18 protein-coding genes, 1 tRNA gene and 1 pseudogene are annotated in these 23,131 nt (G+C 53.1%); 12 read left to right on the top strand and 8 right to left on the bottom strand.

Going from position 1 to position 23,131, the window contains the following annotated elements:
- Positions 1–76 precede the first annotated feature (76 nt).
- Both AU511_RS12090 and AU511_RS12085 read right to left on the bottom strand, forming a co-directional pair.
- A pseudogene (locus AU511_RS12090) lies at positions 77–1,337 on the bottom strand (tyrosine-type recombinase/integrase).
- Positions 1,338–1,657: 320 nt separating this feature from the next.
- A tRNA-Phe gene (locus tag AU511_RS12085) sits at positions 1,658–1,733 on the bottom strand.
- Between the two features lie 606 nt (positions 1,734–2,339).
- Between AU511_RS12085 and AU511_RS12080 the strand changes: the two genes are divergently transcribed.
- Positions 2,340–4,493 (top strand): ornithine decarboxylase, encoded by a 2,154-nt coding sequence (locus AU511_RS12080; RefSeq protein ID WP_094109839.1) that lies wholly within the window; start codon positions 2,340–2,342, stop codon positions 4,491–4,493.
- Positions 4,494–4,542: 49 nt separating this feature from the next.
- On the opposite strand, the gene ansP is transcribed toward AU511_RS12080, so the two are convergent.
- The 6 genes from ansP to AU511_RS12050 all read right to left on the bottom strand — a co-directional run bounded on the left by ansP (position 4,543) and on the right by AU511_RS12050 (position 10,408).
- Positions 4,543–6,018 carry an L-asparagine permease gene (gene ansP, locus AU511_RS12075; RefSeq protein WP_094101399.1) on the bottom strand — a complete coding sequence of 492 codons (1,476 nt, stop codon included), beginning with the start codon at positions 6,016–6,018 and terminating at the stop codon, positions 4,543–4,545.
- A 467-nt stretch (positions 6,019–6,485) separates the two neighbouring features.
- Positions 6,486–7,559 carry a membrane-bound lytic murein transglycosylase MltC gene (gene mltC, locus AU511_RS12070; RefSeq protein ID WP_094109848.1) on the bottom strand — a complete coding sequence of 358 codons (1,074 nt, stop codon included), beginning with the start codon at positions 7,557–7,559 and terminating at the stop codon, positions 6,486–6,488.
- A gap of 55 nt (positions 7,560–7,614) precedes the next feature.
- Positions 7,615–7,887, bottom strand: a complete 273-nt coding sequence (locus AU511_RS12065; protein ID WP_026742974.1) for an oxidative damage protection protein — start codon at positions 7,885–7,887, stop codon at positions 7,615–7,617.
- Complete coding sequence (gene mutY, locus AU511_RS12060) at positions 7,884–8,978, bottom strand: A/G-specific adenine glycosylase (protein WP_094109838.1); 1,095 nt, start codon at positions 8,976–8,978, stop codon at positions 7,884–7,886. Before mutY ends, AU511_RS12065 begins: the two co-directional genes overlap by 4 nt.
- Positions 8,979–9,249: 271 nt before the next feature.
- Positions 9,250–9,720: a FidL gene (locus AU511_RS17270; RefSeq protein WP_139829373.1), complete on the bottom strand. Its 471-nt coding sequence runs from the start codon at positions 9,718–9,720 to the stop codon at positions 9,250–9,252.
- Positions 9,701–10,408 carry a winged helix-turn-helix domain-containing protein gene (locus AU511_RS12050; protein ID WP_094109836.1) on the bottom strand — a complete coding sequence of 236 codons (708 nt, stop codon included), beginning with the start codon at positions 10,406–10,408 and terminating at the stop codon, positions 9,701–9,703. The genes AU511_RS17270 and AU511_RS12050 overlap by 20 nt, the downstream gene beginning before the upstream one ends.
- A 630-nt stretch (positions 10,409–11,038) precedes the next feature.
- Here AU511_RS12050 and AU511_RS12045 point away from each other — a divergent pair.
- From AU511_RS12045 to AU511_RS12000, 11 genes are all read left to right on the top strand, one after another.
- A complete protein-coding gene (locus AU511_RS12045; RefSeq protein WP_094109835.1) occupies positions 11,039–11,578 on the top strand; it encodes a fimbrial protein in 540 nt (179 codons plus the stop codon).
- Positions 11,579–12,178: 600 nt separating this feature from the next.
- Positions 12,179–14,611: a fimbria/pilus outer membrane usher protein gene (locus AU511_RS12040; RefSeq protein ID WP_240503822.1), complete on the top strand. Its 2,433-nt coding sequence runs from the start codon at positions 12,179–12,181 to the stop codon at positions 14,609–14,611.
- The gene (locus AU511_RS12035) at positions 14,612–15,364 is read left to right on the top strand and encodes a fimbrial biogenesis chaperone (protein ID WP_094109833.1); all 753 of its coding nucleotides are present in this window, start codon (positions 14,612–14,614) and stop codon (positions 15,362–15,364) included. It abuts the gene before it with no gap.
- 14 nt (positions 15,365–15,378) lie between these two features.
- Positions 15,379–15,516 (top strand): hypothetical protein, encoded by a 138-nt coding sequence (locus tag AU511_RS17455; protein WP_167372032.1) that lies wholly within the window; start codon positions 15,379–15,381, stop codon positions 15,514–15,516.
- A gap of 13 nt (positions 15,517–15,529) precedes the next feature.
- Positions 15,530–16,567, top strand: coding sequence for a hypothetical protein (locus AU511_RS12030; protein ID WP_240503821.1), 1,038 nt, complete (start codon positions 15,530–15,532; stop codon positions 16,565–16,567).
- Positions 16,560–17,141, top strand: a complete 582-nt coding sequence (locus AU511_RS12025; RefSeq protein ID WP_167372031.1) for a fimbrial protein — start codon at positions 16,560–16,562, stop codon at positions 17,139–17,141. The genes AU511_RS12030 and AU511_RS12025 overlap by 8 nt, the downstream gene beginning before the upstream one ends.
- 72 nt (positions 17,142–17,213) lie before the next feature.
- Positions 17,214–17,816 carry a hypothetical protein gene (locus tag AU511_RS12020; RefSeq protein WP_094109831.1) on the top strand — a complete coding sequence of 201 codons (603 nt, stop codon included), beginning with the start codon at positions 17,214–17,216 and terminating at the stop codon, positions 17,814–17,816.
- A gap of 149 nt (positions 17,817–17,965) precedes the next feature.
- On the top strand, positions 17,966–18,685 hold the full coding sequence (gene trmB / locus AU511_RS12015) for a tRNA (guanosine(46)-N7)-methyltransferase TrmB (RefSeq protein ID WP_094101407.1): 720 nt from the start codon (positions 17,966–17,968) through the stop codon (positions 18,683–18,685).
- A complete protein-coding gene (locus AU511_RS12010) occupies positions 18,685–19,029 on the top strand; it encodes a YggL family protein (protein ID WP_094101408.1) in 345 nt (114 codons plus the stop codon). Before trmB ends, AU511_RS12010 begins: the two co-directional genes overlap by 1 nt.
- A gap of 105 nt (positions 19,030–19,134) precedes the next feature.
- The gene (locus AU511_RS12005; RefSeq protein ID WP_100059674.1) at positions 19,135–19,854 is read left to right on the top strand and encodes a YggN family protein; all 720 of its coding nucleotides are present in this window, start codon (positions 19,135–19,137) and stop codon (positions 19,852–19,854) included.
- A gap of 470 nt (positions 19,855–20,324) precedes the next feature.
- On the top strand, positions 20,325–23,131 hold a 2,807-nt coding region (locus tag AU511_RS12000), incomplete at its 3' end, for an autotransporter serine protease (RefSeq protein WP_167372030.1).

Below are 23,131 nucleotides of genomic sequence, written 5' to 3'. Positions count from 1 at the left end.
TCAGAAGGTAAAACCTTTCAGAAAGCAAAGAGGCAGATCCCTCGCATCAGGTCTGCTCCTGTCAGAGAATTAACCGTCAAGCTGTACCCGCGGCCTTATGCTGTCGCGCATAAATATATGGCACGACATATCCATCCCGGCTGACGTCCAGATAATCCGACCACCACTGCATCATTTCGATTCTGGCTTCCAAATGCTCCGCTTTATGCACATAAGCAGCCCGCACGCCGTTGCGCTCTTTGTGGCTCATCTGCCGCTCAATGACATCTTTTGACCAGCGTCCGGACTCGTTCAGGGCGCTACAGGCCATGGTCCTGAAGCCGTGGCCGCACACCTCGGTTTTGGTGTCATAGCCGATCACGCGCAGCGCCTTATTGATGGTGTTTTCACTCATCGGCTTGTTGAGCATATGTGCGCCCGGAAAAACGAATATCGACTCGCCGGAAATCACCTGAATCTGTTTCAGCAGGGCGACCGCCCGCCGTGACAGCGGCACCAGATGTTCATCCCTCATCTTTGCGCCTCGCTCTGAGAACCTTACGCCTTTTACAGCCTCGCGTTGCGCGGGTACGGTCCAGATATGGGCTTTCAGATTGAATTCATCCCAGCGTGCAAGCCGTAACTCGCTGGAGCGCAGAAAGACGTGCAGATTCAATTCCAGCGCCAGACGGGTTTGTAGCTCTATCAATCTTCTCCAGTAGTTCAGGCAGGCGTTTTAGCGGCAGGGCGGGATGATGTTGGGTCACCACCGGGGTCACGACGCCATCCAGATCGTAAGCGGGATTATATTTAATCACGCCCTGCTGGACCGCGTGGCGCATGATTTTGGTCAGGTGCTGACGTACCCGCCCGGCGACGTCATGCACGCCTTTATCGTCGATGGTTTTAACCAACTGCGCCAGATGGCGGGTCTCAATCTGAGCGATATCCATCGCGCCGATATTGGGAAAAACGTAGCGTTTCAGGCAGGTGAGGATCTTATCGGCGTGAGCGTCCGACCAGAGCTTAAGGCAACTGGTGTGCCATGCGGTGGCGATGTACTGAAAGCTGTGGGATTCATCAACGGCGGTATTATCCGTTTTGCGGATCAAGGAAGGGCAGAGGCCGGACGCCAGCAGCTTACGCGCCGCGTCGCGCTTCTCGCGGGCTTCCGCCAGCGTCACCTGCGGGTAGGGACCAAAGGCCAGACGGTTTTCCTTACCGCCGAAGCGATAGCGGAAATACCATAACTTAGCGCCGTTGGCGGATACCGTCAGGTACAGGCCTTGCGAGTCGGTAAGTTTGTAGGATTTTGCGCGAGATTTGGCTGCGCGGATTTTGCTGTCATTCAGGGCCATGTGAGGGTCTCCTTCGTTCATCGAACTGAATGACCCGCAATCTGACCCCGAATTTTCCGGATACGAAGGGATAAATCAAAACGCATCGGAAAAGATTTTTACGCCAACTGATTAAATCGCAACAACATAGGGATTGATAGGGAGGCATAAAAAAGGAAAGGTGGTGCCGGACTCAGACTACGCCGCAGGCGTTGAATAGCGCGTTCCGCGCTGGCCCCGAAGGGGTGAGCCGCTCGCGGCGAATAATCGAACGGGGTTCGATGAAGAGTCTGTACCCCAGATAGCAAAAAACCAGCCAATAGGCTGGTTTCTTTAATAAATGGTGCCCGGACTCGGAATCGAACCAAGGACACGGGGATTTTCAATCCCCTGCTCTACCGACTGAGCTATCCGGGCAACGGGGCGCATTAAACCGTATATCACCGGAGTCGTCAACGGGTTTCTGCCTCATGCCGCCTGCTTGCTCTATTTTCAAACAATGTCGTGATCTCCTACGTAGAAGCGCTGCTAGCCAGGTAGGGGGAGGGCGATTTTCGATTTTCCCGACTTATGCGGCTGGGGCTTTCTTGAATTGGATAAAAAATAGTGCGAATATTGCCCGGTTTTTTGACTTTCCTTTCATCTGTGATTATCGAGGGTCGTTGATATGTCGGACTCAATGCTTCTGGTGCAGACGCTGCGCGCCACGACTTTGATGATGTCTCGGTACTCCGGTCACGTGGCTGTAGCTTTCTCTTTCTCTAGTTTATTTCCCTTCGCTATGCGGTGAGGCGTGTCGACGCTCACTGTTAGACATGATTAAAAATAGAGTTATCGCTCTGATTTTACTGATGTCTATCGGATAAAACGGGCCCGTATCTCCTTTGTTTCGGCAGTTTTCCGCACGAGTCATACACTAAATGGTATCGGCGGACGGAACACGACCGGCACGGTTGGGCGCGTTATCCCAGCGGTGTGTCTTTCAGGCACATATACTCATCTTTGATCGTTTGGGTTTGTTACATGAAACAGTTGAAAATTGCGGCCAATTCAGCGGTTGCCGCCCGTTTAATCACTGAACGAGCGGTAGTCGCCATGAGTCAGACCGACTTTACGGATATCGCTGCAGTGGTGGTATCTGCTGATGAAGCTCACAGTGGTATTTTGTCAGTGTTACATCACACGGGGTTTGCTATCCCGGCTTTTGTGCTGCGTATGCCGGAAGAGGGGAGCACCGAAATGTTGCCCCCAGGCAGTGAGTGGCTGAACCTGGATGAGGCGGGCGAGCATGCCGTTCTGCTGGAGGCGGCGGCCCGTACGTATGAAGATGCGCTATTGCCGCCGTTTTTCGACACGTTGACCCAATATGTCGAAATGGGCGCGACGACCTTTGCCTGCCCGGGTCATCAAGGCGGACAATTCTTCCGCAAGCATCCCGCCGGGCGTCAGTTCTATGAGTTTTATGGGGAGAGCCTCTTTCGATCGGATATCTGCAATGCGGATGTGAAACTGGGCGACCTGCTGATCCACGAAGGTGCCGCGAAAAAAGCCCAGAAATTCGCAGCCAAGATCTTCAATGCGGACAAAACTTATTTTGTGCTGAACGGCACCTCCGCGGCGAACAAGGTCGTCACCAATGCGCTGCTGACGCGGGGCGATCTGGTGCTGTTCGACCGTAACAATCACAAGTCCAATCATCACGGTGCGCTCATTCAGGCGGGCGCGACGCCGGTGTATCTCGAAACGGCGCGAAACCCGTTTGGTCTGATTGGCGGCATCGACGCTCATTGCTTTGACGAGGCTTACCTGCGTGAGCAGATCAGGGCGGTAGCCCCTGAGCGCGCCGAGGTGGCAAGGCCATTCCGTCTGGCGGTGATCCAGCTTGGCACCTATGACGGCATCATCTATAACGCGCGTCAGGTGGTCGACAGTATCGGTCATCTTTGTGACTACATTTTGTTTGATTCCGCCTGGGTCGGTTACGAACAGTTTATTCCGATGATGGAGCAGTGCTCGCCGCTTCTTCTCGAACTCAATGAAAACGATCCGGGGATCTTTGTGACGCAGTCGGTGCATAAACAACAGGCCGGCTTTTCCCAAACGTCACAGATCCACAAGAAAGACACCCACATCAAGGGGCAGAAGCGTTTCTGCAACCATAAGCGGCTCAACAATGCCTTTATGCTGCATGCCTCGACGAGTCCGTTCTATCCACTTTTCGCCGCGCTGGATGTCAACGCCAAGATGCATGAAGGCACGAGCGGCCGCCGCTTGTGGCAGGAGTGCGTGAAGTTGGGCATCGAAACCCGCAAACAGCTGCTCGAACAGTGTTCCATGATCGCGCCTTTCGTCCCAACGTCGGTGAGCGGCATTCCCTGGCAGGAGCACGACACGGAGTCGATGGCGCAGGACGTCCGCTTCTTCCACTTTGAACCGGGGGAACGCTGGCATGCCTTCGAGGGATACGCGCAGGATCAGTATTTTGTCGACCCTTGTAAGCTGCTGCTGACGACGCCCGGTATTGATGTGGAAAGCGGTGAGTACACGCCGTTCGGCATACCGGCCACCATTTTGGCCAACTATCTGCGCGAACACGGCATCATTCCGGAAAAATGCGACCTGAATACGATACTGTTTCTGCTGACCCCGGCGGAAGATAGCCGCAAGATGCATCATTTAGTGCAGGCATTGGCGCGCTTCGAGCAGTTGATTGAGCAAAACGCTCCGTTAAGCGACGTTCTGCCAAGCCTGTATCAGAAGTATCGTCAGCGCTACGAAGGCTATACGTTGCGTCGGTTGTGTCAGGAAATGCACGATTTCTATGCGCGTCATGACGTGAAGCGTCTTCAGAAAGCGATGTTCCGCCAAGCGGAGTTCCCTGCGGCGGTCATGTTGCCGCAAGAGGCGCACAGCTGTTTTATCCGGGGCGATATCGAACTGATTACGCTGGACGAGGCCGAAGGGCGTATTGCGGCTGAGGGGGCGTTGCCTTATCCGCCGGGCGTGCTATGCGTGGTGCCAGGGGAAGTGTGGGGCGGAGCGGTACTGCGTTACTTCCTGGCGCTGGAGGCAGGTTTGAATCTGATGCCGGGCTTTGCGCCGGAGCTGCAGGGCGTGTACGTCGTTACGGAAGAGGATGGACGTAAACGGCTGTATGCCCATGTGGTGTCGAACTAGGAACTGAATATACCGGGGCTAAAGCCCCGGTGATAGACGTCAGAAAGCGTTACGGATGGTTCGAGGTTTCCTGCTGCTCGTGCTTCTGTTTAACCAGATTCGCGTCCTGCTTTTGGCGGCGCAGGCTATACCAGCCCATCGTCAGCATGATGGCAAGCAGCGGCAGCGTGGAGATGGTGTAGGTGCCGTTAGGGTAATCGAACGCCATCAGTACCAGTACTGACAGCAGGAACCCCAGCGTTAGCCAGGAGGTCACCGGCGCGCCAGGCATCTTGAAACTGATCGGTTTGGCTTTCCCTGCTTTAATCGCCTGACGCAGCTTCATCTGACAGACAATGATAAAGCCCCAAGAGCTGATGATACCGAGCGAAGCGATGTTCAATACAATCTCAAATACCTGCGACGGAACGATGTAGTTCAGGAACACGCCGATGGCGTGGATGCCGACGGTGACCAAAATACCCGCATAAGGTACGGACTGCGCGCTCATTTTGGACATGAACTTCGGCGCGGAGCCTCCCAGCGACAGCGAACGTAGAATACGTCCGGTGGAGTAAAGCCCAGAGTTGAGGCTGGAGAGCGCCGCCGACAGCACCACGATATTCATGATTGTGCCGATGTAAGGGACGCCCAACTTGCTGAAGAACGTCACGAATGGGCTCTGCCCCGCCTGATAGGCGTTCCACGGCAGCAGACACACCAGCAGAATCACCGAACCGACATAGAACAGACCCACGCGCCAGATCACGCTGTTGATGGCTTTGGGCAGCATTTTCTCGGGGTCTTTACACTCACCGGCGGCGGTGCCGATCAGCTCCACGCCCGCAAAGGCGAATATCACGCCCTGTATCAATACCAGCGCCGGCAGCATTCCGTGAGGGAATAGCCCGCCGTTATCGGTAATGAGATGGAGGCCGGTACGATTGCCGTCTAGTTCAAGCCCGGAGCCGAGATAAATGGTCCCCACAATCAGGAACAGCGAAATCGCGATGACTTTGACCAGCGCGAACCAAAACTCCGCTTCCGCAAACCACTTCACCCCGATCATGTTCATGGTGGTGATAAGTGCCAGCGCGCTGAGGGCGAAGACCCACTGCGGGACGTCGGCAAATGTGCCCCAGTAATGCATGTAGAGCGCGACGGCGGTAATGTCGACGATACCGGTCATCGCCCAGTTGAGGAAATACATCCAACCCGCGACGTACGAGGCTTTCTCTCCGAGAAACTCTCGGGCATAGGAGACGAAACTGCCGCTGGTGGGGCGATGCAGCACCAACTCGCCCAGCGCGCGCAGAATGAAAAAGGAGAAAATACCGCAAGCGAGATACACGAGAGCCAGAGAGGGGCCAGCCATCTGTAAACGAGCGCCCGCGCCTAAGAACAGGCCGGTACCGATGGAACCGCCGATGGCGATCATCTGTACCTGTCTGTTACCCATGGTTTTGTGGTATCCCACTTCATGTGAATCGAGCCAGCGTCGCTTGGCCGCATGGCGTTCAGAGTCTTTGCTTTTATGCTGATTCATTACCCGTCCAGATCCCTTGTCTTATCATTCATAAGAAAGAAATGACATATTATTTAATGAGTTAACCGTTAAAGTTCGGCCTTTGCATATGCTGCCAGTCCCTAGCGGTATGCAGGGGCAGGAATTGAAAAACGTTTGCGATGCTACCTTTTCTTGGCATCCTAGGCAAAAATTGTCTGCGTGAGTAATACATAAAATAGAGATAATAATCATGCATTATTATAAAAATATAGTGATATATAGAACGATTTTTGGTTTTTTGTAGTGATTGTTGCTATTCAATAGCTCGGGTATAGCATTTGCTTATTAAGCCGGAGGGCCAAGAGTACTGGCGGAAAATTCGTCAGGAAATGGCGTTAGCCCGTCGCCCCCCACCAAAACAAAAGCGGCATACCGTTGTCCGTGCCTTCAAAAACCGTGTGATAAAACCGAACCTCCGGCGAGGCCGGAGGTTCGCAACGTGGTCTTCAGCGACGGTAGTTTCTCTGCGCCGAGTTCACCTTATACAGATAACGACGGGACTCCTGAGAAGGGTGCCGCGTCGTTAGCGTCTGATAGACATCGTTGGGCGACATGCCGTTAATCGCGCTCACTGCGGCCTCCTTATCGCTGGAGAACACGCGCAGCACGCTGCCCGCGCCGCCGTTGTAGGCGGTGATAACGGCATAGCGCTGTGAGGTCGGATTCTGAATGCCGCCCAGATATACGTTTTTCAGCATGGCCAGATAGGCGGTCCCGGTATCGATATTGTTTTCCGGATCGAACAGGTAGCTACGGCTTGGCTGTCCCCATTTCCCCTTCATCTTGAAGACGTCGCGTCCAGCGCTGTGCTGTACGACCTGCATCAGGCCCAATGCATCGGAGTGACTCACCGCGTAGGGGTTAAAGCTCGACTCAGTCTGCATGATAGCCAGGATCAGGGAAGGCTCGATGCCATAGCGGTCTGCGGCTTTACGGACCAGCGGCAGATATTTGTGGGCACGTTTGTCCAGATGGTTCGGCACCAGCTGAATGGTCACCGTCCAGATAACGTGCACGCCGGATGCGCGGCGTTGCAGCTTGTTCTGGATCAGATAGTCCGCAAAGCTGCCGGCGCGGCCTTCCCAACGAATAGGCTCGCCGGTGTTATCCAACACCTGACCATACAGCAGCGGCTCACGGCTGATCTGAATATCGTTGGCGTCGGAATACAGGTCGGCGTTACTGGCGTCATCGCCCATCAGCAGGGTGGTGACGATAGCCTGACGGAGGCTGGCTTCGTAGTGGGTCGGGTTGATGGTTTCAATGGTGATCGTACCGGCATCGAAGTTGACGTGGCTACGGGTTAGGTATTGGTCGGAATACTTAACGTAATCCTTGGGGCCGGCGATCAATACTTCGTTGATGCCCCAGATGTTTTCGATGTTATTGGCGAATTGGCCCATCAAAATATCAAAGGCGTTGGTGTCTTTGACATAGACTTCCGCATCTTCGCTGCCTTTGTTGCTGGAACAAGAGATCAGCAGCGGAGCGATGCACAGCAAAGCTAGCAGTTTCTTCATCATATCAGGCCGTGTCGGGAGCGTGTGTTATCAGGGCCGCCAGGCCCCTGCGCGATTACTGATCTTCCGGCGTATAGCCGTCGATTTGCACGTCCTTGCCTTCAAAAAGAAACTTTTTCATCTCTTCTTCCAGCAGCTTGCGGTCTTCCACATTCATCATGCTGAGCTTTTTCTCGTTGATCAGCATCGTCTGCTTGGTTTGCCACTGACCCCAGGCATCCTTGGATATTTCGTTATAGATGCGTTTTCCCAGCTCGCCCGGATACAGCTGAAAATCCTGACCTTCGGCCTCACGTTGTAAAAATGTACAAAAAATCGTTCTGCTCATGCTTCTTCCTCATTATTTGGCGCGCAGACATCGACAAAGACGGACTGCGACTGAGCCAGCTGTTGCAGCAGGCGTTCTACCGGGGCTGCGAGCCCCACAGCTGGCGGCTGCGCTAAGTTATACCAGAGACCGGCGCCTTCATCCATGCAGGCGCTCTGGCTGGAAACATCCAGCAACAGAGGGACGATATCCAGATGAAAGTGGCTGAAGGTATGTCGGAACGCGATGCCTTGCTGCAGCCCGGTCAGCGACATTCCACGCAGCCGAAGCCAGTTATGCGCTTCCTCTTGGGTCGCGAATTGGGGAAAACAGAATAATCCGCCCCACAGTCCGACGGTCGGACGCTGCTCCAGCCATACGCGCTGCTGTTGCCTGATCATGACAAACCAGGCACTTTTCTCCGGTATCGTCTGCTTGGGTTTCTTGCCCGGGTAATCTGCCCAATTGTGGTTAGCGTAGGCGATACATTGCGTGTTGAGCGGACAAAGTTCACATTTGGGGCGGCTGCGTGTGCAAATCATCGCGCCCAAATCCATCATTGCCTGATTAAATGCGCCCACACCCTGAACCGGTGTGACGGTTTCGCTAATATTCCACAGGCGGTTTTCCACCTCTTTTTTCCCCGGCCAGCCCGCGACGGCGTAGCAGCGGGCGAGCACGCGCTTCACGTTGCCATCCAGAATCGGGTAGTGCTGTCCTTGAGCCAGAGAAAGAATAGCCCCTGCTGTGGAACGACCAATGCCCGGCAGCGCCACGATATCGTCGAACGTCGTGGGGAATACACCGCCGTGTTGTTCGGCAATGATCTGCGCAGCTTTATGCAGGTTCCGTGCACGAGCGTAATAACCCAGCCCGGTCCAGAGGTGCAGAACCTCATCCAACGGCGCGGCGGCTAGAGCGTTCACGTTGGGGAAGCGGGCGATAAAGCGCTGAAAGTACGGAATGACGGTGGCGACCTGAGTTTGTTGCAGCATGACCTCGGAGAGCCAGACCTGATAGGCCGATTTATCGAGTTGCCAGGGCAGCGTTTTCCGCCCGAAACGGTCATACCACTCCAGCACGTGTTGCGCGAACTGTTGCGCTTGTTTCATAAGAAGGGATCGCTATCCGGCAGGTGAAAATTGAAAGCGATTCCAGCATAGTGTGAATGTGCTGTAAACCCGAAGTTTCCTGAACGAGTCCCTTAGCGCATGCAGCACGCGGCGCGGCACTCGCCGCGACAATTTCAGTGGTCGATGTGATGAGGGGGCGGCCGGAGCATTTATTACCGTGTAATAGCCCCGGACATTCCTTTGTCGACATGCGCTGAGCGGCATTGGTTGATGACCCGTGCGATAGGTCATCGACCACGGGTTGGCTTCATTAGCGCACGTTGCAGGCGAACGTAGGGCGGAAGGCGCTGACCAGATAAACCTTATCCGTCAGCATTTCGAAACGGATGACCTCATTCTTGCTATAAGGCGTCGCATTGTCAGGAGCGGTATCTGCCGAATTCTTGAACATGGCGGTGTTTTTCATAATGAGGTAATTCTTATTCCAGCTGTAATCAAACGTGAATGTACGTTCCAAAATTTCTGAGGGTTTATTAACGTCAATATAAATCCCATGTAGGGCCATGGATCCCTTGCCTTTTGCGCCTAAATAGAAATTAATTACATAACTTTTAACAATGGATTCCTCTCCGTTTTTAATTGTTGAACTTATTTCCCCTCGACACATTAGCGGTTTTTCATAAGCGGGGTAATAATCGTGAAAAAACGAGAATGTAATTGTCAATAATAATATGGTTACTGCAATTATTATTAATGGTTTTTTAGTTGTTGATAAAGACATACGTTGAACACCTTTTTCCTTCTTTTTTACAAGAAATGATAATAGTTTCTTCTCTGGTCGCAATTTTAGGTATGGTTATCTTCCTGGAAAAATAATAAAGGTTGACATCGTCTCTACATAGGTAATGATATTTTTCCGGAAAACCATCATTTAGAGAGTCATCGTCCAGATAAGAAAAGTGGCAGGATGTAATCTTATCATCCCTGAAAATTTCTCTGTTAGGAAGAACAGTCGAAAAGATAAACATAAAAAACAGACTAAATACAACTGCACTTAAACCCACGATAAAAAGAAACTGTTTTTTATGGGTTGTTCTCTTTATTTCAATGCGTTGGGGGGGAGTATCTTGCGGAGCGTCGTCTGTTACCTCAATATCTAACGTATTAAACATGATGCCGATTTTAGGGACAGTCACAAGCAACCCAGCTAGATCATATTCACGCAGAGATTTTCTCAATAAAGAAATGTAGTTGTTCAAGTTGTTCACCGACGGTGCCAGAGAATTTTTCTCCAGAACCTCAGTCAACAGATACTCCTTGCTTAATGCAATTCCTGGGTTAATAAGTAATACTTTTAAAAGTTTTGCTACAGGTTGGCTCAGAGAGATAGCTTCTTCTGGGCGATTGACCCATGCTAAAGTGTTGTCTTTTTCTGTAAAGACAACCGAATTATTAATTAAATAGATCATTTATAGATGCTCTATGAATGTATATTAAAAATCAGTGTGGTAAGGTGAAAAAATTAGGTCATGAGGGGTTGCCTGTTTATTGCTAAGTCGTATTTTTTTCTACAGCAATATGTATAATCATGGCTGTAGACCCTACTCTTCCTCAAGTTCGTATTTATATCACATTAAAAATACAAAAATAAATAAGTAACTGCCTTCGCTTGTTGGAATTAATATATACAAATGTAAATCTATGTTGATTTTTTCAGACTCTTTTTTTATTAGAACTGTTATTTATCCAATAGAGTGCGGATAATAAAGGTATATACATCGTGAAAAACATAAATCCCGACATTTTTTTAGTAAAAAAATCTATTTTTTACTAAAAACCAAGAATAAAGACTAAATAAATGTATTAATTACAAGATAATTGTCTTGGTTTTTTGTGTGTGGTTAGATGATTGTACGTTCAACGCATGACGGTTCTACTGGATCTTGACATTATGAATCGGCGCGGAAAAGGCGAGAAGGTGATGATGAATACGCTGTCGATGAAAGATCCTGACATCAATGCATTGGCCGGTCTGGGCGCTCTTGTTGACTGCTGCCAGCAAGCGCGTTTTCATCTATTGAATTTAATCAGGAATGAAAATGAAATTATCAAACATCGCTGTGGCTATGGCTATTACTGTTTCCTCTTTCTCTGTAATGAATGTTCAGGCAACAGATAGCAACAATGGAACGGTTACCTTCAAAGGGGAAATCCTTGATACGCCATGCTCTGTGTCTCAGGAGGATTTGGCGCAGACAATTGAGTTTGGTGAAATTAGTAAAACTGAACTGGAAGGCGGTGGTACTTCGGTTGTTAAACCTTTTGATATCACGTTGAAGGACTGTTCGATTGAGACGTCGACGACCGCTAAAGTAGTATTCTCAGGGAGCACTGCAGATGGTACGGAAAATAAACTGTTGGCGTTGCATGGAAGTGCTGGCGGCGCGGGTATTGCAGTTTTATATTCCGGTGAAAAAGTGTCTTTTGACGGCTCAACGGCTGCCGTGAGTGATTATAAACTGGTTGAGGGCGACAACACTTTATCCTTTACCTCTTACGTACAGAAACTACCGACTGATAAGGATGTGACGACCGGTGATTTTGAAAGTACTGCTAACTTCGTTATTTCCTACGAGTAATTGATTTTATGGGAAAGGATGCCCTTATAACGTAATCAGACAAATGAAAATACTAACTTCTTGTTGTGTTTTCTATTTTCTAAGTGGAGGGGGTGATTAAAAAATATGTGGTGCGGTATGGTGTTTTTATTTCAACGGTTCAACACCCATGTTATTGATGTGATTTGTTACTATTTTTATCATTTTATAAATGCTTTTTGAAATGAATTATGTGCAGAGGCTTGATTCCGTCGTTGTGTTTTATTGAAAGATTTTTGTGTTTGTCTGTAAGTTTGATATTTGTTTGTTATTTTATTTAAATATGAGTTGTATAAAATTGAGAAAATTTCTTGATTGTATTCTCGTTGCGTTGACACCAGTTTTTTTAAGCTGGCATTCATCTATTGGTAGCATAATAAACAAATGAAATGTAAAGGATGTTATTACGCAGGTGGTTTAAGAGTATGTTGTTATTTAATGTTTGTTTCCTGTGTGATATTAAAAGAATGCTGGGGTGCGTTAGTAGGTTATATACAGAAAAAGAAAATCATAAATAAGCTGATTGTCTCTTGGCTATATTGCCTTTTTGTGGTTTGTTTTTTATCCAATAGTGTTAAGTCGATGGAGTTCAATACTAGCGTATTGGATGTCGATGACCGTAATAAAATTGATTTGAGCCGTTTTGCCGATTCGAACTACGTTGTCCCGGGCGATTATATGCTGACGATTAAGGTCAACAACAAAATGATTGACCAGCGTAAAGTGAGTTATCTAGCGTTGGATCCGGATGGGCGTAAATCACGTCTTTGTCTTGATGAAGAAATCGTCGGCAAGCTGGCGCTAAAGCCGGAAGCTGGGGAGGGCATTGCATGGTGGAATGAAGGACGGTGCGCGGATGTCACTGTCATCCCGGGGGTGAAAGTTTCCAATCAGATTGGGATGGGGGAGCTCAATATCACCATTCCTCAGGCCTGGATGAAGTACAGCAATAAAAACTGGACGCCGCCGGAGCAGTGGGACTCAGGCAGCAACGGTGCGATGCTGGACTATAGCCTGACGGGCAATGTGCGTCGAGGCTCCGGTAATGGGGGGGCATCCCGCTATTTAAGCAGCTATGGCACGGCGGGCTTCAATCTTGGGGCGTGGCGCTATCGCGCTGATTATCTCTATTACACGAATGTCGCACAGAGTATTCACAGCACACATTTCTCTTGGGATCAGTTCTATGCATATCGCCCGCTGCCGTCCATATCAGCCGATGTCAGGCTGGGAGAAATGTATCTCAACACCAACCTGTTCGACAGCTTTCGGTTTATCGGCGCCAGTCTGGTCAGCAATGAAAACATGCTGCCGCCATCTCTGCGTGGCTATGCCCCTGAAATCCGCGGCGTGGCCCGAACTAATGCGACGGTCACCGTTATGCAGAACGGACGCGTTATTCACGAAATTACCGTACCGCCGGGACCGTTTTCTCTTCAGGATCTGAACAGCGGTGTGTCCGGGACATTGGACGTCCGCATTACGGAAGAAGACGGCTCCGTTACGACGTTTAAGACTGAAGCCGCCAGCCTCCCGTACCTGACTCGGCCGGGGCAAATTCAATACAAGCTTTCGGCAGGACGCCCGTCGGACAATCAACGCCGCCAGGAAAATTTGACGTTTTCCTCCAGCGAGTTTTCCTGGGGAATGAACAACGCCTGCTCGTTATATGGCGGTACAACCTTGTCCAACGGCTATCAGTCCGGGTCAGTGGGGCTCGGGCGTAACCTTTATCTGCTGGGCGCGGTGTCGGCCGACATCACCCAGTCCCGCGCCCGCCTGTTTAACATCCCCAATCAAACTGGGCGCTCGTTTTCAGTTAACTGGTCGAAGGTTTTTGAGGCCATCAACGGACAGTTGAATATTACCGGATACCGTGCGCTTGAAAACACCTTCATGGGGATGCCCCAATATATTTACACCTTGAATAACAGCGCAAGCCAATATCACAGCGAAAAAGAGCGTTACGCCATCACCCTATCAGAAAATTTCGATAGTGAAAATCCATGGTTGGATGGCTTGTCGACCTACTTAAGCTATACGCAACAGACCTTTTGGAACGAGCGGCCGCAGCATCGTTATGGCATTTCATTGAACACCTATCTGGATCTGGGGCCGTTCAAGGGCGTCTCCGCTGGCGTGTCAGCATGGCGAACGTTCTACAACGCGAATACAGACGATAGCATTTATTTCAATCTTTCCTTCCCCTTGCGTGATCGGGAACACGTGGGATACGCCTTGGGCAGCTATGGCGGTACGACGACTCAGACGCTGACCTATAACAATCAGCAGGATCAAAACCAGAGCTGGAATTTGAGCACGCGCTACGACGCTGCCAGTAAGGCTTACGTTAGTGGAACATACAACTACGCCGCGTCGGCGACCAACGTCAGCATGGGACTGTCCTGGCAGCAAGAAGGTTACACTTATGTTAACGCTTCACTCTTCGGGGGAATTACCGCGACTCGCTACGGCGTTGCTGCCCATCAGAAGGTCAGCAATGGCGGGACGCGAGTGATGGTGGATACCCACGGCGTGGCGGACGTGCCGTTCTCCAACGGCAGCGTGGTCACCAATGCCTATGGATTGGCGGTGATTGCCGGCACCAGCAGCTACCTCGATGTATCGACGCGGGTCGACGTAAAGCATCTACCGGCGGATGCCGAAGCGTTAACAACCATCGTGCAAGGTACGCTGACCGAGGGCGCGATTGGTTACCGCAAGTTTGAGATCGTCAGCGGGAGCAAGGTGCTTGGCAGTATGCGGTTACCAGACGGCCGCCCCCCGCCCTTTGGTGCGACAGTCACCAATGCCAGCGGACGCGAGGTCGCGATGGTGACCGAGGAAGGGCAGGTCTATCTCACCGGCGTCGAGCCAAATGAAACATTAACGGTGCGATGGGACGGCGAAGCGCCGTACCGAATCACCCTGCCTCAAACCTTAACCGGCCTGGAGAGTCTGCTACTGCCTTGCCAGCCATTGTCCACAACGAATGCAACAACTGGAGAAGAATAAATGAACCAACATCGTCATTTCAGGATGCCTGCCGTATTGCTGGCGTGCATCGTGGTGTTTTCACCGACCTTGCAGGCGGCGATCAATCTTGACCGAACGCGGGTGGTCTACGACGGGGAGGAGCAAACCACGACCGTCACGCTGACGAACGAGAACGGAAGCCTTCCTTTTCTGGCGCAAACTTGGCTGACAGACAGCGAGCACCGCAAAATTTCGACCCCGCTGATGGTGTTGCCGCCGCTGCAGCGGATCGAGGCGGGCGGGCGTACTCTAATTCGTTTGGTGAAAACGTCGGGAATTGACCAACTTCCGCAGGATAGGGAGTCGCTGTTCTATCTGAATGTGCGGGAGATCCCGCCAAAACCGGAAAAGGTTAATGTGCTGCAGATTGCTGTGCAGTCGGAGATCAAAGTGTTTTATCGACCTCAAGGCATTAAACCGGTTAAAGATGATATTTGGCAACGCCGGCTCAATATCCGCAAGTCCGGTCAGCAGTTAGTCGTGGAGAATCCCACGCCGTATTACATCACCGTTAGTAATATTCAACGCCAGTCTGCGGCTAAGGCTGCGTCCTCTCTTTTAAAGAACCGGGCTTTTATGATCGCGCCGAAGTCATCCGTCAATGTCGATGTCAAAGACCCGTCGGTGCGGGAGTTCTCGCTGTATTACGTCAATGATTTTGGCGGTCATCCGGAACTGCGCTTTTCCTGCCAGCAGGCCACTTGTGCCCTAGTCGATAAGCAAACTCACTGAGACAGCGAGCGAAGATGACGATCGCTACGTCGAAGGAGTCGGCCCGACTGATCTTACCGGCGCAGTATCGACTGCCGCCACCGCCGGAGATGTCGCGCTACGGCTCATCACTCGCTAAACCTGCAGATATGGCGACGTCGGCGAAAACATGAAAAAGGGGAGAGTATGTACAGATTAATGACCTCCGGCGCGCGCCGCTGCCTGCCATGGTTCTGCGGCAGTATGTTGTCGATGCTGGCCGTAGACGCCTTCGCGTTGGAGTGCCGTAAAGATACGGTCAATGGGCCGGTTTTCGATAGTGAAGATATCGGCTCGCTGAAAATTCCTTCGACGTTGCCGGTGGGAAGTCGGCTGTGGACGTCTAAATCCTACAGCCGCAACCTGGCCTGCTGGGCTTATAAAAATGTGAAGCCCCAGGGTGAATACGCCTACTTTTACCCCAATCCGGGTGGAGAAGTGGTGGGTGCCGGGATAGGGATCGGCATTATTTACAATGGTCAGGATCTGGGCGTGGTCTCTAGGGGCGGCGGCATTGGCTCGCGAGTGTCGACAGGACGATTTATCGCGCCGGGACCGTCCGGGTCCAAGCCGCCGCAAAATCCGACCGTGATGCCCACCACGGTGCAACTGTATCTGGAAAAAATCGGAGACATCACCAACAGCATCTCAGGGACAGACTCTCTAAGCGTCTTTCAGGTGGATGGCGAACTGGGTATCAATAATAAACCGGACAGTAACTACGTTTTCCGGCTGTCTGGGCTAAGGAACATTGAGGTCATCCAGTGCTCGGTCAATCTGATTGTGTCGCCTAACAGCTATATCGATTTTGGCACGGTGCAGGCGTGGAGTAGCGCTTCCGCAGGCGTCGTGGCGCAGCATGACTTCCAAATCAGCGCCTCGACCGATGGCGGCGAGGACTGCAGCAAAGGGTTTGATCTCACTGTCAATTTCGATGTGGCTTCCAGAAACAATGTTCTGGTAAGCGCTGACGGAATGGATATGGGCAATGGATCGACGTTGAAAATAGAAGACGGTTCGACGGGCACAAACATCGTCTACAACCAGTTTATTAGCTTCATTAAAGGGCTGACATCGGCCAGCGGCACGGTGGAAAAGCAATACACAGCCAAGCTGTATGCGTCGGATGCGGCGGTACCCGGCGACGTTGAGAAATTTATCATCTTGCGTTTTAACTATGACTAGATCCTTGACGAACGCGATAAAACGCAGAACCGTCATCTGCTGCACCGTACACGGCCTGTTGTGGGCTCACGGGATGTCGCTGGCTACCAGCGCCGCGGCCGCCGGCAGCGGAAACGCGCAGAACTACGTTTACGATGTGGGGGTCCATGTCCGGGTGGTCGATTCACCGTGCGTGTTGAGATCGGACTCAGAAAATATCGATGTGGACATGGGCGAAGCGTCGGCGCGGACCTTGCAGACAGATCGGGCTGGCGAATGGCACGATTTCTCGATAGTGCTGACCCAGTGCAGCACGGAAACCCTGCGCGATGTGGTGGTGAGTTTTTCCGGCAAGGAAAACACCGCGCTGGCGGGACGACTGGCGATTGATTCCGCCTCGGTTGCGAAAGGCGTTGCCATCGGTATTTATCGTGCCGACCAACTACTAGCGCTTAATGGACAGACGGGCAAGATCCCCTTGTTCGACGGCGACAACCGCTTGGACTTCCGCGCCCGGTTGGAAAAGGTCGACAGCGAACCATTAGCCGCGGGCAGCTATAGCGCGACCGCGCATTTTACGCTGAGTTATCAATAAGCACACTGTGATGTATCCATCATCGTCCGGACCGAATCCGGCGATCCGCCTGCACATACTTGGGAAAAGGTGATGAGTCAGATAAAATTATTCTTGGTGACGTCATGCTATTTGTATTACCCCGCGGTCCAGCACGCGTTAAGCGAATATGCACGACCACAGGATTATCGACTGGATTATCTGCTGGTGAAACCGGATGAGGCGTCGACGACTGCTATACCGGACTGTCCGAGCATCGACCGCCTGATCTTCCTCTTACAGGATGTTAGCGATCTGGTTCGTTTCTTGCGTTTTGCTTCCGATATCAGTCATACCCTTTATATGAATAAAGAACGGCTGATCATTATTGGAAAAACCAATCTCCTCAAACTGTTATCGATGTGCTACCACAATATCGACTCGGTGCTCCTCCCGCTGGACGGCTGCACCATGCACCAGCTGGGCCTCTTTCTCGATGAGCGCATTCATCCCGGCGGCCATAGCGAGCGGGAGCGAATCAAGTCACGGCTATCGCGTGGACAGATGTGGGGATTTATCAGTTTGCTGTCCGGCCGCGGTGCCAAACGCGAGGCGCAAGACACGAATAAAAGCGTTAAAACCCTCTATGCCCAGCGACACAAGTCCCTGACCAAACTGAACTGCCGCACCCATCGCGATCTCTACCCACTGCTCTGAGCGCATCGAACAGGCGCGGGCCCGCCAGGTGCCCGCCGCCTCGCTTCCCGGCAGGCGCGAAACAGCCCTCGGCAGATAGGAAAGAATTTTTCATAGGTATCCATTATACTGCGCGCTTGTTTCATAACCCCTGACAACGTGTAAGCACTATGAGTAATAACGTCATCTCCCCGGAATTTGATGAAAATGGTCGTCCTTTGCGGCGTATTCGCAGTTTCGTTCGTCGCCAGGGGCGATTGACCAAAGGGCAACAACAGGCGCTGGATAGCCTGTGGCCGGTAATGGGTGTGGAGTATCAAGACGACGCGCTGGACTTTACCTCGCTGTTCGGTCGTGATGCGCCGGTCGTGCTGGAAATCGGATTCGGCATGGGCGCCTCGCTGGTCACGATGGCCGAACAGCACCCGGAACAGAACTTCCTGGGCATCGAAGTGCATCTGCCAGGCGTGGGCGCCTGTCTGGCGTCCGCTCAGGAAGCCGGGATCGATAACCTGCGCGTGATGTGCCACGATGCGGTGGATGTCCTGGATAACATGATCCCCGCGGGATCGCTGTCCATGGTACAGCTGTTCTTCCCGGATCCGTGGCACAAGGCGCGCCACAACAAGCGGCGCATTGTTCAGCCGCCGTTTGCCGAGCTGGTGCGCAGCAAACTGAGCATCGGCGGTGTGTTCCATATGGCGACCGACTGGGAACCTTATGCCGAGCACATGCTCGAAGTGATGGGGGCGCTCGACGGTTATCGCAACCTGTCCGACAGCCAGGACTATGTACCGCGTCCGGCGTCACGCCCGTTAACGAAATTTGAAGCCCGTGGGCAGCGTTTAGGCCACGGTGTTTGGGATCTCATGTTTGAGAGGAAAGAGTAATGGCGATTAATCGCAGCCGACGTTTACGTAAAAAGTTACACATTGAAGAATTCAAGGAACTGGGTTTCTCGGTCAGCTTCCGTTTCGCGGAAGGCACGTCTGTTGAAACTATCGACGGGCTGCTGGATCGCTTTGTTGACGATGTTATCGAACCCCGCGGTCTGGCTTTTGAAGGCAGCGGCTACCTGCAGTGGCAGGGGCTGGTTTGCCAGCAGAAACTGGGCAATTGCACGGACGAACACCGCCAGCTGGTCAAAGAGTGGCTGGAATCACAGCAGCTGAGCGACGTAACCGTCAGCGACCTGTTCGACATCTGGTGGGATCTGCCGCCGAACCTGGGCTAAAGCGGAAACGCATGGCGGTAGGTCGATGAATTTTCATCTTCGGTCCTGCGCCTTTATGGCTATCATTGAGGCGCCCATTGGGCGCCCTTTTTTTCAGGAGTCACTATGTTGTTGCGTAATCTCGTCTTCGGTGCACTGATTCTATTGACCTGGCAGGCGCGGGCGGAGTATCAGTGCCCGGTTCAGCCGCAGGATGACATTTTCATCTCGCCGCAAAGCGTGAAGGTTGTGGGCGCCAGCGGTAACCTGGCGTTTTCACCGGAAGGGGATGTGGTCAAAGATAACCAGACGCTGACCCTGACGTCGGAACAGCGGCGTCAGGCCCGGGAATATCAGGCTGAACTGCGTGAGCAGCTGCCGTGGATAGACGCGGGCGCGCAACAGCATCTGGAAAAGGCCGGTCAGTCGCTGGATAAGGTCATCGTTCAGCAACTGGGAAGCGACAGCAATGTTCGTGGCCGTCTGACTACGCTGAATACCCAGCTCAAACAGCAGATGAACCGCATCATCGAGCACCGTCCCGACGGATTGGCTTTCCACCATCAGGCGATCAAGCAGGTGGAGCAGGACGGTCGCCAGATTGTGCAGCAGACGCTGGGCGGCGTTCTGCAAGACAGCCTGAATGAGATGGGCGTCAAACAGATGGCCAACGGCGGCGGCAACCCGTTGCAGGCCGTCATGGGCAATCTGGGCGGATTGCAGCAGGCGATTCAAACGGAGTGGAACAATCAGGAAATGGATTTTCAACGCTTCGGACGTGATGTCTGCCAGCGTGTGACTGGTCTGGAAGAACAGCGTAAAACGCTGCTTAAGACGCTGCCTTAACGGGCGAAAGATGACGGGGCTACGGGCCCCGTTTCTTTTTTCGCTCATCGCGATGGGGCTTGCCGCCCTGCGGATTTTCATCTTTTCGCTTCATTGATTCCTCCCTTTTTTTCTTTGCATGCCTGTTTGTCTTCTCTACCCCACACTGTAAAGATTCCGTCAGTAAAGTGTCTTTTTCTCGTTATTGAATGGCTTATTCTTCCCTATAATGGCCGCGGCAGCGACGAGATGGCAGGGAGCCTGCGACGGTGTGAAAGGCAATTTCGTTCATGGCAGGCCATCGCCTCATTGCCTTCGCGTAACGCGACGGATTCCTCCAGCCGATGACGAGTGATGCACGCCTTCCTTCGCAGAGGCAGCCGTGCATGACCAGCCTATCGCATCGCGTCATTTCAATCGTTATGGCAACCGCCGCGCCCGGAGTCAGTCCGCGCGTCACCACGATATCAACGTTTGACAGGGAGTTGTTTATGAAGGGAATTCGCAACCCGCACCGTGCGGGCGGCAAAGGCAAACACGGTTGCAGCGTGACGCCGCTGGCCTGCCTGGTCACGATGTCATTACTGCTGCCCGCCTTTTCCGCCGAGGCGGTGAGCGCCGACGGCTTTCGCACTCGGGAATATCAGTACAATGGTCCCGCGCTAGACGCGATGTTTGCGGCAGAGGCTTACTCGCTGGGATACAGCGGCGCCGGAGCGACGGTAGGCATTATCGATTCCCAATCTGATTTAAGCGGCCCTGAGTTTTTGGGCCGCGTGGCAGAGGGGACGCAGTGGTTATCTACGCCGGATAAATACAACAGACACGGCTATGCGGTAGCGGGCGTGGTGGGAGCGGCCAAAAATGATGTCGGCATACACGGCTTGGCATATAACGCCCATATTCTGTCTCTCGGCGTCGACTTAACGACGTCGAGCGTGGCAAACGCGCTGGCGATCATGGCGCAGTACCCCGAAACGAAGATTGTTAATAATAGCTGGGGCTTTGATATTTATCCTGATCAGCTGTTTTCCTACGATGCAGACGTGCAAAGCGAGCTGTTCGACACCTGGATACCGGGATTCAACGAACTAGCGACGCGCAACGCGGAGCAGGGGCAACTGCTGGTTTTCTCCGCCGGTAATGAGGGGCATCTGACGCCGACGCTGCTGTCGGCGTTGCCTACTGTGCTGGATATGACCGGCTTCGAGAACAAGATAGCCAATAACTGGCTCAGCGTGATGTCTTTCGACCCCAGACAGCCGACGACCAGCGCTGCGTTTATCGCATCGTTCAGTAACTTGTCGCAGGGAGCGACCGAGTACAGTTTGTTGGCGCCGGGCGTCGACATTTATACAACTTACGATCAGACCTATTACTCCTCGCTCAGCGGCACGTCGTTCTCCGCCCCCTATGTGGCGGCCGTGGGCGCACTGGTCAGTGAGGCTTTCCCCTACCTGTCGGGCAAACAGCTGGCCGATGTATTGCTGTCTACCGCAACGCCCTTGAGCGGTGCGCAGCTGCCGCGGGCCGTGGTACTGGCGCGCAACAACGTCGACAGCGCGCTCAATATGACGGGCGTGGAGCTCAAGGTGTATGCGGCGTCGGGCGGCATCACGTTTAGCGACGAAGAAATGGCCGCGCTGGTGAACGCCCTCAAGGGCAATAATCCCTTTTACAGTATGAGTGACGGCGACGTGAAGGCCGCGATTCTGGCGGCGGCGGCCGATAGCACGATGACGCTGATGTCGCAGGCGGATTATCAGGCGTTGTTCGGTCAGGGGATCGTCAATGCCTATAAGGCGGTGCAGGGGCCGGGAAAACTGGACGGTAAACGGCTGACTGATAGCGATCTGAGTTCGGACGCCTATGGCGGACGCTACGCGCTGTACAGCGTCGATACTCAGGGGGTCGACAGTACTTGGAGCAATGACATCGCTCAGGTACGTAATCTTGATACGGGCAGCGCGTTGTACGATCTGGACGTCGGTTTGCGCAAGCAAGGGGGCGGCACGCTGTACCTGACTGGCAATGATACTTACCGTGGTCCGACCGTGGTGGAAGGTGGAAGGCTGGTTGTGGCGAAACGCGCTGGCGGCAGCGGCAGCCTGGCAGGGGATGTCTGGGTGATGTCGAGCGCGGTGCTGGGCGGGCATGGCAACATCGGCGGCGCTGTCATTGTCGGCTCGGGCGGCATGTTGGCGCCCGGGACGTCTATTGGGACGTTAACCGTCGGCAACGTTCGCTTCACGCCGGGATCGATCTACGAATTCGAGATTGATGCGCAAGGGCAGTCAGACAGGCTTATCGTCGAGAAAAATGCCAGTCTGGCCGGCACGGTGCGGGTGATGAATTCACGCCGCAGTTCGCTTGGATCTCGCTACACGCTGCTTGATGCCAGCGGGGTGGTATCAGGTCGATTTGATGCGCTGGTGCTAGGCGGCGACGGGGGCGTACCTGCCAACGCCCTGTTTCTTACCGACGTGTTGGGGTATGACGACCACGCCGCGTGGCTTGAAACGGTGCGCAACGCCCGACGTTTCAGCGATGTGGCGGCAACAATCAATCAGCATTCCGTGGCTGACGCGCTCGACAGTTTGAACGGCGGAGCTGCGTATAGCGCCATCGCCAACGTCAGCTCGGCCGATGCGGCACGCGATGCCTTCGATAATCTCAGCGGCGAGTTCTATGCCGCTTCGCGCTCAGCCATGATCCAGCGTAGCCAGAACGTGCGAGATGCGCTCAACGACGCGATGCGTTCCCGTCTCGGCGAGCCGCTTTGGTTGACGACCTGGTCCAACGATGGGCGAATATCGGGCGACGCTGGCGAGGCGGCGGTGGACCACCAGGGCTACGGCTTCCTGCTGGGCTGCGGCGCTCGGATGGGCGAGTCAAGCGCGTTGGGCATAGCAGTCGGCAGCGAAAAGAGCCGGATCAGTATGGGCGACAGAGCGTCTCGCGCGGATGTCACCGCCTATCACGCGGCGCTCTATATGGATGGCGAGCTGGCGGGGGTGGATTGGCGCACCGGGCTGAACTACAGCTATCTGGAGCTGTCGAGTCAGCGCTCGCTTCGCGTTCCCGGCCTGGAAGGCAAGGCTCGCGCCAATTATCACGCCCATCAGGCGCAGGGCTTTATCGAGGGCAGCCGGCGCTTCTCCATCACACCCGATCTGGGCGTGGAACCCTATGCCAACGCGGCTTACGTGTGGCTACAAACGCCGGGCGCACGTGAGTTCGGCAGCGAGGCATCACTGGGCTGGAATACACAAAATAGCGCGTCGGCTTTTTCGACGCT

It is taken from the genome of Lonsdalea iberica, from assembly GCF_002111585.1.
GTDB classification, from domain to species: Bacteria; Pseudomonadota; Gammaproteobacteria; order Enterobacterales; family Enterobacteriaceae; genus Lonsdalea; species Lonsdalea iberica.
This window is presented reverse-complemented; position numbering and strand designations above follow the sequence as displayed.

What these genes read in the sequence shown, in the direction of transcription:
- AU511_RS12080 (WP_094109839.1), top strand. Translation starts at nt 2,340, where the DNA reads ATGAAACAGTTGAAAATTGCGGCCAATTCAGCGGTTGCCGCCCGTTTA.
- ansP (WP_094101399.1), bottom strand. Translation starts at nt 6,018, where the DNA reads ATGAATCAGCATAAAAGCAAAGACTCTGAACGCCATGCGGCCAAGCGA.
- mltC (WP_094109848.1), bottom strand. Translation starts at nt 7,559, where the DNA reads ATGAAGAAACTGCTAGCTTTGCTGTGCATCGCTCCGCTGCTGATCTCT.
- AU511_RS12065 (WP_026742974.1), bottom strand. Translation starts at nt 7,887, where the DNA reads ATGAGCAGAACGATTTTTTGTACATTTTTACAACGTGAGGCCGAAGGT.
- mutY (WP_094109838.1), bottom strand. Translation starts at nt 8,978, where the DNA reads ATGAAACAAGCGCAACAGTTCGCGCAACACGTGCTGGAGTGGTATGAC.
- AU511_RS17270 (WP_139829373.1), bottom strand. Translation starts at nt 9,720, where the DNA reads ATGTCTTTATCAACAACTAAAAAACCATTAATAATAATTGCAGTAACC.
- AU511_RS12050 (WP_094109836.1), bottom strand. Translation starts at nt 10,408, where the DNA reads ATGATCTATTTAATTAATAATTCGGTTGTCTTTACAGAAAAAGACAAC.
- AU511_RS12045 (WP_094109835.1), top strand. Translation starts at nt 11,039, where the DNA reads ATGAAATTATCAAACATCGCTGTGGCTATGGCTATTACTGTTTCCTCT.
- AU511_RS12040 (WP_240503822.1), top strand. Translation starts at nt 12,179, where the DNA reads ATGGAGTTCAATACTAGCGTATTGGATGTCGATGACCGTAATAAAATT.
- AU511_RS12035 (WP_094109833.1), top strand. Translation starts at nt 14,612, where the DNA reads ATGAACCAACATCGTCATTTCAGGATGCCTGCCGTATTGCTGGCGTGC.
- AU511_RS17455 (WP_167372032.1), top strand. Translation starts at nt 15,379, where the DNA reads ATGACGATCGCTACGTCGAAGGAGTCGGCCCGACTGATCTTACCGGCG.
- AU511_RS12030 (WP_240503821.1), top strand. Translation starts at nt 15,530, where the DNA reads ATGTACAGATTAATGACCTCCGGCGCGCGCCGCTGCCTGCCATGGTTC.
- AU511_RS12025 (WP_167372031.1), top strand. Translation starts at nt 16,560, where the DNA reads ATGACTAGATCCTTGACGAACGCGATAAAACGCAGAACCGTCATCTGC.
- AU511_RS12020 (WP_094109831.1), top strand. Translation starts at nt 17,214, where the DNA reads ATGAGTCAGATAAAATTATTCTTGGTGACGTCATGCTATTTGTATTAC.
- trmB (WP_094101407.1), top strand. Translation starts at nt 17,966, where the DNA reads ATGAGTAATAACGTCATCTCCCCGGAATTTGATGAAAATGGTCGTCCT.
- AU511_RS12010 (WP_094101408.1), top strand. Translation starts at nt 18,685, where the DNA reads ATGGCGATTAATCGCAGCCGACGTTTACGTAAAAAGTTACACATTGAA.
- AU511_RS12005 (WP_100059674.1), top strand. Translation starts at nt 19,135, where the DNA reads ATGTTGTTGCGTAATCTCGTCTTCGGTGCACTGATTCTATTGACCTGG.